The following is a 13,476-nucleotide window of genomic DNA, read 5'->3' as shown; positions in this document are numbered from 1 at the left end:
AGGAGGAGAAACCCAAGATGAGCCTAGGACTACAAGCCCTATTGGCATTTTCGCCGATCTTACTGGCGGCGATTTTGTTGATCGGCCTGCATTGGCCAGCAAAACGCGCCATGCCTGCCGTGTTCATTCTCACCGCCGCCATTGCGTTGTTTGGTTGGGAGATGTCGTTTAACCGCGTATTGGCTTCCACGCTGCAAGGCGCCGTGATTACGCTGTCGGTGTTGTGGATTATTTTTGGCGCAATTTTGCTACTGAACACCCTGAAACATTCAGGGGGGATTGCCGCCATTCGCCACGGTTTTACCCACATTAGCCCCGACCGCCGTATTCAGGCAGTTATTATCGCTTGGTTGTTTGGTTGCTTTATTGAAGGTGCCTCTGGTTTTGGTACCCCAGCCGCCATCGCCGCACCCCTGTTAGTGGCAATGGGATTCCCCGCACTGGCCGCTGTGATGCTGGGTATGATGGTGCAATCCACCCCAGTGTCGTTTGGTGCCGTCGGTACGCCAATCATCATCGGTTTAAACAAAGGGTTAGACAGCGCCAGCATCACCGAACGCTTAGTCGCAAATGGTTCTGATTGGTCGCATTATCTGCAACTGATCACCAGCGAAGTGGCGATTTTGCATGCCTTAACGGGTTTCATCATGCCGATCCTGATGGTGATGATGATGACCCGTTACTTCGGTAAAAACCGCTCTTGGAAAGAAGGATTAGAAGCAGCCCCTTTTGCTTTATTTGGTGGCTTGGCTTTCACCATTCCTTATGCTTTAACTGGCTTATTGTTAGGACCAGAATTTCCTTCTTTACTCGGCGCTTTAATTGGTTTGGCCATCGTGATACCGGCTGCAAAAGTCGGTTTCTTGGTACCAAAGAAAAGCTGGGATTTTGCACCGGCCAAAGAATGGCCTAGCGAATGGATGGGTTCGATTGAAATTAAGCTGGATGGCTTGAACGAACGCGCCCCATTGGCTATCTGGAAAGCATGGTTGCCTTACATTTTGGTCGCGGGTTTATTGGTGTTGTCGCGCGTTAGCCCAGACTTGAAAGCGTTCTTGACCGGCTTGGCTTGGAAAACGGGTGATATCTTGGGTGAGAAGGGCATTACTGAAAGCGTGGCCCCGCTGTATCTGCCCGGGGGGATCTTGGTTTTTGTGGTATTGCTGACGTTCTTTATCCACAACATGCGTGTCTCGGAACTGAAAGCCGCCATCGGTGAATCAAGCAAAGTATTGTTTGGTGCTGGTTTTGTGCTGATGTTTACCGTCCCAATGGTGCGGATTTTGATTAACTCTGGCGTCAATGGTGCAGAGTTAGACAGTATGCCAATTGCCATGGCCAGTTTTGTGGCACAAACCTTTGGCGATGTTTACCCATTCTTTGCTGCGACAGTTGGCGCAATGGGGGCGTTTATTGCAGGCTCCAACACCGTGAGTAATATGATGTTGGCACAGTATCAGTTTGGCGTTGCTGAATCACTCGGTATCACCAGCGCCTTGATTGTAGCGATGCAAGCCGTTGGTGCTGCAGCTGGCAATATGATCGCCATTCACAACGTGGTAGCAGCATCGGCAACCGTCGGGCTGTTGGGCCGCGAAGGGGTGACCCTGCGTCGTACCTTAGTGCCAACGCTTTACTATCTGACAGTAGTGGGTATTTTGGGCACGATTGCCATTTATGGCTTAGGTATTACCGATCCTTTATTGAAATAATCACACCGGCTACCGCTTCCCAGCGGTAGCCCATCGCCGAGACAGTGCGGCACGTACCGCACCGCCACGAGGAGAAAGAAATGACCTCCCCCCCAAAAACAGTCTACCTATTTGGCACCTGCATCGTAGATATCTTCTTCCCCACCGCCGGCATCAGCGCGATCAAGCTATTAGAACGAGAAGGCATTGAGGTACGTTATCCGCAGGCGCAGTCCTGTTGTGGACAGCCGGCGTATTCCTCGGGTTATCTCACTGAGGCGCGGTCGGTTGCAATGGCGCAGATGATGGCGTTTTCTGGGGATGAGCCGATTGTGGTGTTATCGGGTTCATGTGCTGGGATGATGAAACACCACTACCCAAGTCTATTCGCTGGTCTGCCACAACAAGCAGAAGCCCAAGCGTTTGCTAACCGCATCTATGAATTTACCGAATTTTTAAGCAAGGTCTTACACATCGAACTGCAAGACCTCGGCGAACCCGTAGAAATCGCCTTGCACACTTCCTGTGCCGCACGGCGAGAAATGGGGGTACGCGAAACCTCGTTGGCCTTGCTCAATCAGCTACAAAAAGTGGAATTAAAGTTACACGACCATGAATCAGAATGTTGTGGTTTTGGTGGCACATTCTCGGTTCGCCATCCCCATATCTCTGCTGCGATGGTCGAAGACAAAACCAGCGCCCTCAAAGCCTGTGGTGCACAACAAGTGGTCAGTGCCGACTGTGCTTGTTTATTGAATATCAATGGAGCACTGGAAAAACAGGGTGCGTCCTTGCGCGGACAACACATTGCCGATTTCCTGTGGCAACGTACCCAACACGTGGAGGCCAAACAATGAGCCACAGCCATCCTCTGCACGACTTTCGTGCTGCCAGCAGCCACGCCGCGCAAGACCCAAATCAACGACACAACACCCGCGCGGCTATGGATTTTTTGATGCAGCGTCGCGCTGCGCAATTTCCCGATGCAGATGAATTAAGTCGGTTGCGCGATTTGGGACAAAAAATCCGCCAACGCGCCTTATCACAGCTGCCAGCGTTATTAGAAACCTTAGAAGCACGTTGCAACGCCAATGGTATTCAAGTGCATTGGGCAGACACCCCTGCCGAAGCTTGCGACATCATCGCTAAGCTGATGCAGCAGGCCAACAGCCAAGAAATTATTAAAGGCAAATCGATGGTGAGTGAGGAAATTGAACTCAATCACTACCTCGAAGCACAAGGTATGACGGCATTGGAAAGTGATATGGGGGAATTTATTGTGCAACTGGCACATGAAAAACCCTCGCATATCATCATGCCAGCAATTCACAAAACCAAGGTCGATATTGCCCATTTATTCCACGATGAACTGCCCCGCACACCGTATACCGAGGATGTAGACGAGCTGATTCAAATTGGCCGCCATGCCCTGCGACAGCGTTTTTTTACCGCCAAAGTCGGGTTGTCTGGTGTCAATGTCGCGGTGGCAGAAACAGGCACCTTGGTATTGGTGGAAAATGAAGGCAATGGCCGCCTCACCACCAGCGCACCTGAGATGCACATTGCCATCACTGGCATTGAAAAAGTGGTCGAAAAACTCAGCGATGTGCCGCCGATTTTAAGCTTGCTGACACGTTCGGCGACTGGCCAGCCGATTACCACTTATGTCAACATGATTTCTAGCCCACGCAAAGCGGGTGAGAAAGACGGCCCACAACAGGTGCATTTGGTGCTGTTGGATAATGGCCGCAGCCAAGCCTATGCCGATTTGCAACTGCGCGAAACACTGCAATGTATTCGCTGTGGCGCGTGCATGAACCATTGCCCTGTTTATACCCGCATTGGTGGCCATGCCTATGGCACAACCTATCCCGGGCCGATTGGCAAAATTATCTCGCCACATCTGTTAGGGCTAGATGACACCAAAGACTTACCGAGTGCTTCGACCCTATGTGGTGCCTGTAGCGAAGTCTGTCCTGTGCGGATTCCCATTCCAGAGCTGTTATTACGTCTACGCCAAGAATCAGTTACCCCCGAAAACGAACCTAATCACCCTCACACAGTACGCGGACAAGGTGCGAAATACCGCGCCACCGAAAAATGGCTGTGGCGCAGTTGGGCACGTATCTATAGCAAACCCGCGTTGTACCGCGCCAGCCGTTTTGCCGCCACCCGTTTACGCGGTCTGCTACCACACGATGTCGGTGCATGGACAATCGCCCGTGCAAAACCACAACCCGCAGCAAAATCATTACACGAGTTGGTTGCGGAATATCAAGCCACACAGGGGAATCAGCCATGACCGCGAAAACCCGTATTTTATCTCGTCTGCGTGCCGCGCCTTCTCAACAAAAAGCTGCGCCGAGTGCAGAGGATTACGCCGTCGCACAACAACCGTGGCGCTTTGACAGCACCGAACGCACCAGCCGATTTAAAGACCTTTTGACTGCCGTACAAACCGAGATTCATGACTGTACTAGCGAGACTTGGCCGCAAACACTGGCAGAACTGGCGGCACAAAAAGGGTGGCGGAATCTGTTGTTACCGGAAAACTCGCCGCTCAACAACGCGATTGAACAGACATGGCAAAACAGTGTCAGCGCCCTACCGCCGCTGCAACACTACGATCAAGCCATTGAAGCATGGCGTGAGGCCCTATTTTTTGATACCGATGCAGCCATCACCGGCTGTCATGCCGCCATTGCTGCTACGGGCTCGATTGTTTTATGGCCCAGCCCCAGCGAACCACGCTTAATGAGCTTAGTCCCACCGACCCATATTGTGGTGGTGAAACAGAGTCAGTTGGCGGATAACCTGCTTGATCTAATGCAACAACAGCAATGGCAACAGGGGATGCCCACCAATCTCGTGTTGGTATCTGGCCCCTCTAAAACATCAGACATTCAGCGCGTCACGGCCTATGGTGCACATGGCCCCAAAGCCCTGATTGTGTTGTTCCTCACTGATTGCTAAGGCTGTTGCCATGACCCAACAAGCTCCCGACCATTTAGATCGTCGTTATCAACGCTTTTACCAGCTGTTATGCGAATTTCTGCCTAGTGAGCGTTTAATCACCCATCCCTTATTGACCTATGCCTATGGCACAGATGCCAGCTTTTATCGCCTCACCCCGAAAATCGTGGTGCGCGTTGAAAATGAACAGGAAGTGGTCAAGCTATTACAACACGCACGCCGTGAAGGGATCCCAGTGACCTTCCGTGCAGCAGGAACATCGCTATCTGGTCAGGCCATCAGCGACTCGGTGTTAATCCTCTTGGGCGATCAATGGCGGGGGCACGATATTCTCGATGATGGACAACGGATTCGTCTGCAACCGGGGGTGATTGGGCAATGGGCTAACGATTGGTTAAAACCCTATCAACGTAAAATCGGCCCTGATCCTGCGTCGATCAATGCCGCCAAAATTGGGGGGATTGTTGCCAATAACTCCAGCGGTATGTGCTGCGGCACGGCACAAAACACCTATCACACCCTCGATTCGATGCGATTGGTGTTGGCGGATGGTACGGTGTTGGACACAGCCGACCCCATCTCGGTCGATGCTTTCCGTCACAGCCACGCCGCATTGTTACAACAGCTCAGTGAATTGGCCCACCACGCCAAACATCACCCCACGCTTGCTGACAAAATTCGCCATAAATACCGCCTGAAAAACACCACCGGCTATGCGCTCAATAGCCTGATTGATTTTGATGATCCCATCGATATTTTGATGCACCTGATGGTGGGCTCGGAAGGCACACTGGGCTTTATTTCAGAAGTGGTCTATCGCACAGTCGAAGACCCTCCCTATAAAGCCTCGGCATTGGTGGTATTTGCTCATGCAAAAACCTGCTGCCAAGCGGTCGCCGCGCTGAAAAGTGCACCGGTCAGTGCAGTGGAATTGATTGATGGTCGTGGCATCGCCTCAGTTCGCAATAAACCCGGGTTACCCGCTTTTATCCAAAATCTTGATTTGCAAGCCTGTGCACTGTTAATCGAGAGCCGAGCTAATGGCAGTGAACAATTGCAACAGCAGCTGGCCCAGATTCACGACACCTTACAACCCTTCCCAATGATAGAGCGCACCCCTTTCACCACAGTTGAAGCGGAATATGCCGCTTATTGGGCGGTGCGTAAGGGCTTATTCCCAGCGGTCGGGGCGGTGCGTGAAACCGGCACCACAGTGATTATTGAAGATGTGGCGTTTCCTGTCCCTGATTTGGCGGCAGGGGTTGAGAAACTACAAGCCCTGTTTGAACAATTTGGCTATCACGAAGCGCTAATTTTCGGCCATGCGCTTGAAGGCAATCTGCATTTTGTCTTTACACAACGCTTTGACGATGCCAGCGAAGTGGCGCGTTACGATGCGTTTATGGATGCAGTGGCCCAGTTGGTGGCGGTGGAATATGGCGGATCGTTAAAAGCCGAACACGGCACTGGCCGCAATATGGCGCCCTACATTGAATTAGAGTGGGGCAGCGAGGGTTATGCCTTGATGGTGGCAATCAAACGCGCCTTTGATCCGTATGGCGTGCTGAATCCCGATGTGATGATTAGCAGTGATGCTGCTATCCATTTAAAAAACCTCAAAGCACTGCCGGCTGCCCACGAGATTGTGGACAAGTGTATCGAATGTGGTTTTTGTGAACCGGCTTGTCCCGCACGTGAACTGACCCTAAGCCCACGACAACGGATCACAGTTTGGCGTGAAATGCAGGCCCTACGCGCCAGTGGTGAACAACCCGAGCGGTTGGCACTGTTAGAGCGTGACTATCCGTATATGGGTATCGACACCTGTGCCGCCACGGGTTTATGTCAACAAAACTGTCCAGTTGGCATCAACACCGGTGATTTCATTCGTGCCCTGCGTGCTGAAGATGCCCCCGCCCAACACGAACAAGCGCGTTATTTGGCAGAGCATTTTTCTGGTGTCACTCAGGCTGCGCGCACCGGTTTAAAAGTGGCTCATGTGGCTAAAGTGGTGTTAGGGGATCGCCTGTTACAGCAGCTCAGCAAACAAGCGCGCCAATTTGTCCCTGCCCTCCCACAGTGGAACAGCGCCTTACCCACTGCCGCAGCGCGGCCACCACGACCGCAACATCATGCAGCACGCAAAGTGGTGTATTTCGCCAGCTGTGTTAGCCGCACCATGGGCCCAGCCAGCAACGACAGCGACTCACGCTCATTGATGCAAGTGACGGTGGCCGTGTTAGAACGGGCCGGTTATGAAGTGATCTTTCCTGCGGCGCTGGATGAACAATGCTGCGGACAACCTTTTGAATCCAAGGGCCATTTCTCGTTAGCAGAACAAAAACGGCAGCAAGTGTTTGATGCCTTAGCACAAGCCAGCCAACACGGCCAATATCCTATTTATGTGGATACCAGCCCCTGTACCTTGCGTTTATTAAGCGCCAGCGACCGCCAGCAGCTAAACATTTTCGATTCGATTCCCTTCCTCACCGAGCATGTGCTACCGCATTTAACGGTGAAACCAGTTGATGAATCGATTGCCGTGCATCTCACCTGCTCGAGTCGCAAAATGGGTGTGGATCAGCATTTGCTGCGCTTGGTCAAAGCCTGCGCCCAACGGGTCACTGTGCCTGAGTTTATCGGGTGTTGTGGTTTTGCTGGTGACAAAGGCTTTAGCACGCCGGAACTCAACGACCACGCCTTACGCGATCTATCACACCAAGTCAGTCATTGTGATAGCGGTGTTTCCAGCAGCCGTACCTGTGAAATCGGCCTGTCTTCACATAGCGGCTTGCACTATCGACATGCGGTGTATCTACTCGACCGCGCTAGCCAGTCATAATGCCAGCGGCGGAGTGTTTGCTCTGCCGCCGCTTTGCTAGCTCAATGCCAAATTTGCTCTGGCTTAAACTTCCCCAATCACTCCACCATCTTCACGACGAATCACCATCGTTGCTGCACGAGGCCGACCGCCTTGAGCACCATCAGGCCAACTTGAAATGGCTTTGGGTGCAGCCGGATCGCTACGCTCACTCGCTGGCTCCCCCGGATGTTGGATATTGACAAACATGGTTTTCAAGTCAGGGGTAAAGGCCAAACCGGTCACTTCACAACCATTAGGCCCAGTCAAGAAGCGGCGTGTTTCACCCGTTTCTGGAATGGTAGCCAGCATTTGGTTATTACCCATGCCGGTATAGTCTTTTTGGTTTAAGGTACTGGTGGACACATCGGTTTGAATCCACAAAATACCATTGCGACTGAACACTAAACCATCAGGGCTACCATACATATCGCCTTTGATATTGCCCTTTTTGTCGCCGTCGCGCTCGGGATGACCAGCAAGGGCATAAATATCCCACTTAAACTGGGTGGCAGTGGGTTGGTTACCTGCCTCGTGCCAACGAATGATATGACCAAAGACATTCTTCGCCCGTGGGTTAGCCGCATCCGTCGCTGGTTTGCCATCGGTCCCCCGTTCGCTGTTGTTGGTCAGCGTACAGTACACCTCACCGGCTTTATGTGGATGAACAGCAATCCATTCAGGCCGGTCCATCTTAGTTGCACCAACACGGTCGGCGGCCAAACGAGTTTTAATCACTACCTCGCCTTGATCAGCAAAGCCATTGGCAGCAGTCAGGCCATTTTTACCGTGAGTCAGCTCTAACCATTGCCCCGAACCATCGGCATCAAAACGTGCCACATATAAGGTGCCATGTTCTAACAAATCGCGATTGGCCTTGCGGTCGTAACGATTGAACTTGTCGCGGCTAACAAATTTGTAAATGTATTCAAACCGTTGATCATCGCCCATATACACCACGGCGCGCCCATCTTCGGCAATCGTCACCGTCGCGCCTTCGTGTTTGATCCGCCCTAACGCAGTACGTTTAATTGGCTTCGCCTTAGGATCAAAGGGATCAATCTCTACCACCCAACCAAAGCGATGCGGTTCATTTGGATTGATTTGGCGATCAAAACGGAAGTCCACTTCAGCCCAACGATAGCCAGCATCAGTCGCTTTAATCCCGTAGCGTTTATCGTCCTCGCTCAGCTGTCCATTATTAGCAAAATAATCGCTCCAGTTTTCCTCACAGGTGAGATAAGTCCCCCACGGGGTGGGCCCACTGGCGCAGTTATTAAAGGTGCCCAGCACTTCGACCCCGCGTGGATCTGCTGCGGTTTTCATCAAAGCATGACCGCGAGCAGGCCCGCCGATCTGAATGGGGGTCAGAGCATGGATGCGGCGGGCAAATTGAGAAGGGCGCACCACTTGCCAACCTTTTTGTCCACCCAAGTCTTGCACCTCAATGACAGAGACGCCCACTGCGTGCTGTGCTTTACGCACTTTTTCTGCATTCCACGTCTTCATGCCATCGCTGTGCAATAGGCCATCATCGGTGTATTCATGGTTGATCGCCAACAAACCTTGTTTGGAATGGGCCGAACCAAAGGGCAGTGGAAAATAGGCCATGCCATCATGGTGCATCCCCGCTTGGACGGCTTGTTCTTCGGCGCTATTGCTGGCATCAGCTTTGAAAGCAGGCATCTTGCCTTTGACACCAATTGGATCACCCCACGCATACAACACCTCGGCGCGGTAGCCTTTTGGTACCACCACGGTATCGCTGGTAGATAAGGGAACAGCCTCAAAGCCAAGCGAAACAGGGGCAGGTGTGGCAGCTTGAGCAATGGCACTGAAGCTAGAAGACAACAGCCCAGCCGCAGATAAGGCTGCTCCGCCTTTTAATAATTGGCGGCGCCCCAGTTGGGTTTCTAAAACATCACTGAAAATCGGATTGCTGCTGGTGTTGAGAACGCTATCGTCGGTTTTAAGCAGGGGCTTACCCATGGCTCGCTCCATTAGGCAAAAAGTTGGAAAAGTGCGCCTAAGTTACGAGAACCGTGTGAAAAAACGATGACAGCCAAGGAGAAAGCAGCTTATTCGCTACCAACAGCAGTCAGGCAAAGGACAATACAATTAGGGCAGACTCACAGTCTGCCCACTAGAGAGAACACATCGCAATCAAGCCGCTTGACGGGCTAACGCGGGATGTCGTGGGTGGTGGCTGCTGGAGGGGGTAGAGGAAGCAGCAGCGGTGGTATCGGTCAGAAAAGCGAGTAAAGCAGCCTCGGCAATTTGTGCGCGGCTACAGCCACGGTCTTCCGCTAAACGTGCCAAACGATGTTCGATCTCGGCCGACAAACGCAATGAAATCACAGACATGGCAAGCTCCTTGTTCAGTGTTGCAATCGAGATGGAGGCAATGTTGCTGTGCCATAACCACAGACGGTGCCTCATCTTTAATTAAGCATAAACCATGCCGAAAAAAAAGAGGCCCGAAAAATCGGGCCAGAAGGAGCGCTGCAAGAGAAGATTGCGCGAGCGATTGCGTGTCAGAACAACATCAGCAATTAAAAGCGGTGCACATATTTAAACCAGACTTTATTACCAGCAAAACGGTTTTCCACCGCTGTTTCATGCTGCCATTTAAAAATGAACTGATCGCCAGATTTGCCGGTGTATTGAATATGCGGGCCAAAGGCAAACACCTGACCTCGGTTACCGTCGGTGCCAACTTTGCGACCATTTAACTCATCATCGGTGGTTTGCTTCAGATAATAGCCGCCCAAACCATAGGCCCATTCCCCTTGGCGATAGCCAAGCAAATAGTCCATGTGGAACTCATCACCCGATTGATAATTGGTGCTGTTGTTTTTGGTTTTGATGTTGTACATCAGCTTCGCCGATGCCTCAAAACCATTGTTTGCCAAATAAGTCACCGCCAAAATCGGCTCAAAACTGTAGTAATTGGCGCCAATGCTGCGGCGTGGGTCTTGGCTATCCCATGCCCCAGTGGGCAAATTGATATCCACACCAGCTGCCACATGCCAGTTTGGGCTATGCCATGACAACACAAACGGATTCACCGTCACATCACCCAAGCCAACACGCGATTTGCTGCCACCTAAGGGCGGTAAATCAAGATCTTGGTACACCACTGGCAAAATGGCGTGCATTGCCCAGTTCGCACCGAGGATTTTTACATCGGTGACATGCACCAAACGCAGGGCATCAAAGAAAGCTTTAACAGTGGCTTTTTCTGTGCCACCTTTGCCGTTTGGCAATTTCACCGTATTGCCATTGCCATCTTTCAACGTACCGGAGTAATAGCCCATGTAGTTGATAAAGTAGGTGCCGGGGGGTGGCAATGCACCAGACAAGAACGTTTCCGCACCATTTGGGTACTGGTCGCCGCCTTCTTTGGCCTGAGCTTGTAACGCAACGGTGGCCAGCGCCACGGCGATACAGTAATGGGTTTTATTGCGCAGCATCTTAGGTGTTTTCCTCTATTTTTAGATTTTTCTGTGTCATGTCACCGCAAGTATCGGTGCATTCACAGTGTGGCAACAACAGGCGAGTTATTGATGTTAACTGTTGTTGCCCTGTTGCTTCTCCTAGCAGCACCGCAGGGATCGCTAACGTCCCAAATCTTTCGCCGACACCCCACCAATCCCAAAATGCTCTTTTGGCATTTCATGGATGATGATCCGCACTTGTTCGGGTTTGACATCGACCGATTCTGAAATAGCACGGGTCATTTCGGCAATCAGCTTACGCTTTTGCTCCACTGTCCGGCCTTCTAATAAATGCACTTCTGCGATAGGCATATCTCTGTCCTTTTATTCCACAAAGCGAATGGAGGTACTGCCCAAGTTTTGCACACGCAAGGTCACATGATCCCCCGGTGCCACCGCCACTGCTTCGGTAATGCCGCCCGACAACACCACCGTCCCCGCTGGCAATTCCTCACCACGCGCACCCAGATGGTTTGCCAACATCGCCACCGCAGCTGCGGGATGGTTCAACACCGCTGCACCCGCACCCAAAGCCACCGGTTGGCCATTTTTCTCTAACACCACGCCCAAGGTGCGTAGGTCTAATCCTTCAACCGAAGTCATGCTGCCACCCAACACAAAACGGGCCGACGAACAGTTATCCGCAATCACACTTTTTAGATCAAACTTAAAATCGCGATAACGGCTGTCGATCACCTCAATCGCTGGCATCACAAAATCGGTCGCCGCCAAAACGCTACCAATATGGCAACCGGGGCCTTTTAATGGCTTTTTCAAAACAAAAGCAATTTCTGGTTCAACTTTAGGGTGAATCAGCTCGGAGACTTTCGCCTCACCGCCATCCACCACCGAGAAATAATCGACCAAGAAACCAAAGCATGGGCTATCCACGCTCATCTGCTTCATTTTGGCATAGGACGTCAAACCCGCCTTATAACCGACAATCCGCGCACCACGTGCTAATTTACGGCGGCGAATTTCATCCTGAATCGCATACGCATCTTCCCAGTCCATCTCGGGATGATCGTCCGTGATTTTTAGGGTGTCTTGTGCATTCAGCTCACAATTTTCTAAGTATTCTGCTAAACGCAAAATGGTTGCACGTTCTAATTTCATAGAACCTCCGCATTGCGGGTGCGCCAAGCGCACCCTGTGGTAAAATCAAGCCACTTGCATTCAAGTCGTTGTGCATGGCTCCCAATCCAATGGTGCGCACCGGAGTTTTCGGTGGCCGGCATCCCAGGTTACCGCAAAGCGGTGGGAGTACAGGATCTGTAGCCGTTCTCCACCGAGGCGCTAATATCGGTGGATTGGCGAGACTGCCGTCTCGCCAAGGGCTGCTGTAAACCAGCCTAATGTCGGGGATAGGCATTGTCTCGTCCTACAATAAAGCCTGCGACTTCAGTCGCGGGTTGTTTACGCCAGTAATCCCCGTTCCCGCGCCATCGTGATAGCGGTATCCTCAATCATGTCTTCCTGCCCACCCACCATGCCACGGCGACCCAGTTCTACCAAAATATCGCGCGCTGGCACGCCATATTTCACCGAAGCGCGTTTTGCAAACAGCAGGAACGAACCATACACACCGGCATAACCCAAGGTCAGCGCATCACGGTCAATCCGAATCGGGAAATCCATCATCGGCACGACTAAATCTTCAGCAACGTCGGTGATTTTTGCCACATCGACACCGGTTTCAATGCCCATCAAACTACAGACGGCAATAAACACTTCCATCGGGGTATTCCCCGCTCCTGCGCCCAAACCCGCTGCCGCCGCATCAATCCGGTTAGCACCGACTTCAATCGCTGCAATTGAGTTTGCCACGCCCATCGCCAAATTGTGGTGGCCGTGGAAGCCCAATTCAGTTTCTGGTTTTAACGCTTCACGCACTGCACCCAAACGCGCTTTGACACCTTCGGGCAATAGATGACCTGCAGAGTCGGTGATATAGATACAGTTCGCGCCATACCCTTCCATCAGCTTGGCTTGTTTCACCAAACCCTCGGGGCTATTCATGTGCGACATCATCAAGAAACCGACGGTGTCCATCTCTAACTTACGCGCCATGGTGATGTGTTGTTCTGACACATCGGCTTCGGTGCAATGGGTGGCGACACGGATGGTGTGGACGCCCAAATCACGCGCCATTTTCAGATGATCAACCGTACCAATGCCGGGCAATAACAAGGCCGATACTTTGGCTTGTTGCATCAAAGGAATCACGGTCGAAAGGTATTCTTCATCGGTATGCGCGGGGAAACCGTAGTTGACGGAGGAACCACCCAAGCCATCGCCGTGGGTCACTTCAATCAAGGGCACGCCGGCTTGATCGAGGCCACAAGCAATGGTCTTCATCTGTTCCAAGGTCATTTGATGACGTTTCGGGTGCATACCATCGCGCAAGGTCATGTCGTGAACGGTAATTTTGCTTCCTGCCAGACTCATTTTGTGC

Annotated in this window: 11 protein-coding genes; 5 read left to right on the top strand and 6 right to left on the bottom strand. The window is 51.9% G+C overall.

Annotation, left to right across the window (positions count from 1 at the left end; translation table 11 throughout):
* Positions 1–17 precede the first annotated feature (17 nt).
* The 5 genes from ACYVJG_RS05585 (at position 18) to ACYVJG_RS05565 (ending at position 7,506) form a co-directional block, all read left to right on the top strand.
* Positions 18–1,712, top strand: a complete 1,695-nt coding sequence (locus ACYVJG_RS05585; RefSeq protein ID WP_460430182.1) for an L-lactate permease — start codon at positions 18–20, stop codon at positions 1,710–1,712.
* A gap of 80 nt (positions 1,713–1,792) precedes the next feature.
* Positions 1,793–2,548, top strand: a complete 756-nt coding sequence (locus ACYVJG_RS05580; RefSeq protein WP_460430181.1) for a (Fe-S)-binding protein — start codon at positions 1,793–1,795, stop codon at positions 2,546–2,548.
* Entirely contained in the window at positions 2,545–3,993 is a 1,449-nt protein-coding gene (locus tag ACYVJG_RS05575; RefSeq protein ID WP_460430180.1) for a LutB/LldF family L-lactate oxidation iron-sulfur protein, read from the top strand. Before ACYVJG_RS05580 ends, ACYVJG_RS05575 begins: the two co-directional genes overlap by 4 nt.
* Complete coding sequence (locus ACYVJG_RS05570; protein WP_022652509.1) at positions 3,990–4,664, top strand: LutC/YkgG family protein; 675 nt, start codon at positions 3,990–3,992, stop codon at positions 4,662–4,664. The genes ACYVJG_RS05575 and ACYVJG_RS05570 overlap by 4 nt, the downstream gene beginning before the upstream one ends.
* A 10-nt stretch (positions 4,665–4,674) precedes the next feature.
* On the top strand, positions 4,675–7,506 hold the full coding sequence (locus ACYVJG_RS05565; RefSeq protein WP_460430179.1) for an FAD-binding and (Fe-S)-binding domain-containing protein: 2,832 nt from the start codon (positions 4,675–4,677) through the stop codon (positions 7,504–7,506).
* 63 nt (positions 7,507–7,569) lie between these two features.
* On the opposite strand, the gene ACYVJG_RS05560 is transcribed toward ACYVJG_RS05565, so the two are convergent.
* From ACYVJG_RS05560 to dmpG, 6 genes are all read right to left on the bottom strand, one after another.
* A complete protein-coding gene (locus ACYVJG_RS05560; protein WP_460430178.1) occupies positions 7,570–9,513 on the bottom strand; it encodes a PhoX family protein in 1,944 nt (647 codons plus the stop codon).
* A 174-nt stretch (positions 9,514–9,687) separates the two neighbouring features.
* The gene (locus ACYVJG_RS05555; protein ID WP_460430177.1) at positions 9,688–9,888 is read right to left on the bottom strand and encodes a hypothetical protein; all 201 of its coding nucleotides are present in this window, start codon (positions 9,886–9,888) and stop codon (positions 9,688–9,690) included.
* 188 nt (positions 9,889–10,076) lie between these two features.
* Positions 10,077–10,997, bottom strand: a complete 921-nt coding sequence (locus ACYVJG_RS05550; protein WP_460430176.1) for a SphA family protein — start codon at positions 10,995–10,997, stop codon at positions 10,077–10,079.
* Between the two features lie 144 nt (positions 10,998–11,141).
* A complete protein-coding gene (locus ACYVJG_RS05545) occupies positions 11,142–11,333 on the bottom strand; it encodes a 2-hydroxymuconate tautomerase (RefSeq protein ID WP_460430175.1) in 192 nt (63 codons plus the stop codon).
* Between the two features lie 12 nt (positions 11,334–11,345).
* Positions 11,346–12,137, bottom strand: coding sequence for a 2-oxo-3-hexenedioate decarboxylase (gene dmpH, locus ACYVJG_RS05540; RefSeq protein ID WP_460430174.1), 792 nt, complete (start codon positions 12,135–12,137; stop codon positions 11,346–11,348).
* Between the two features lie 300 nt (positions 12,138–12,437).
* Positions 12,438–13,469 (bottom strand): 4-hydroxy-2-oxovalerate aldolase, encoded by a 1,032-nt coding sequence (gene dmpG, locus ACYVJG_RS05535; RefSeq protein ID WP_460430173.1) that lies wholly within the window; start codon positions 13,467–13,469, stop codon positions 12,438–12,440.
* Positions 13,470–13,476: the final 7 nt, after the last annotated feature.

Source organism: Aquaspirillum soli (genome assembly GCF_054781915.1).
The sequence above is the reverse complement of the archived record's forward strand: the minus strand, read 5'-3'. Positions and strand labels throughout refer to the sequence as shown.

Bases quoted from the DNA above. Each gene is read 5' to 3' on its own strand.
- ACYVJG_RS05585 (WP_460430182.1), top strand. From the start codon at position 18: ATGAGCCTAGGACTACAAGCCCTATTGGCATTTTCGCCGATCTTACTG.
- ACYVJG_RS05580 (WP_460430181.1), top strand. From the start codon at position 1,793: ATGACCTCCCCCCCAAAAACAGTCTACCTATTTGGCACCTGCATCGTA.
- ACYVJG_RS05575 (WP_460430180.1), top strand. From the start codon at position 2,545: ATGAGCCACAGCCATCCTCTGCACGACTTTCGTGCTGCCAGCAGCCAC.
- ACYVJG_RS05570 (WP_022652509.1), top strand. From the start codon at position 3,990: ATGACCGCGAAAACCCGTATTTTATCTCGTCTGCGTGCCGCGCCTTCT.
- ACYVJG_RS05565 (WP_460430179.1), top strand. From the start codon at position 4,675: ATGACCCAACAAGCTCCCGACCATTTAGATCGTCGTTATCAACGCTTT.
- ACYVJG_RS05560 (WP_460430178.1), bottom strand. From the start codon at position 9,513: ATGGGTAAGCCCCTGCTTAAAACCGACGATAGCGTTCTCAACACCAGC.
- ACYVJG_RS05555 (WP_460430177.1), bottom strand. From the start codon at position 9,888: ATGTCTGTGATTTCATTGCGTTTGTCGGCCGAGATCGAACATCGTTTG.
- ACYVJG_RS05550 (WP_460430176.1), bottom strand. From the start codon at position 10,997: ATGCTGCGCAATAAAACCCATTACTGTATCGCCGTGGCGCTGGCCACC.
- ACYVJG_RS05545 (WP_460430175.1), bottom strand. From the start codon at position 11,333: ATGCCTATCGCAGAAGTGCATTTATTAGAAGGCCGGACAGTGGAGCAA.
- dmpH (WP_460430174.1), bottom strand. From the start codon at position 12,137: ATGAAATTAGAACGTGCAACCATTTTGCGTTTAGCAGAATACTTAGAA.
- dmpG (WP_460430173.1), bottom strand. From the start codon at position 13,469: ATGAGTCTGGCAGGAAGCAAAATTACCGTTCACGACATGACCTTGCGC.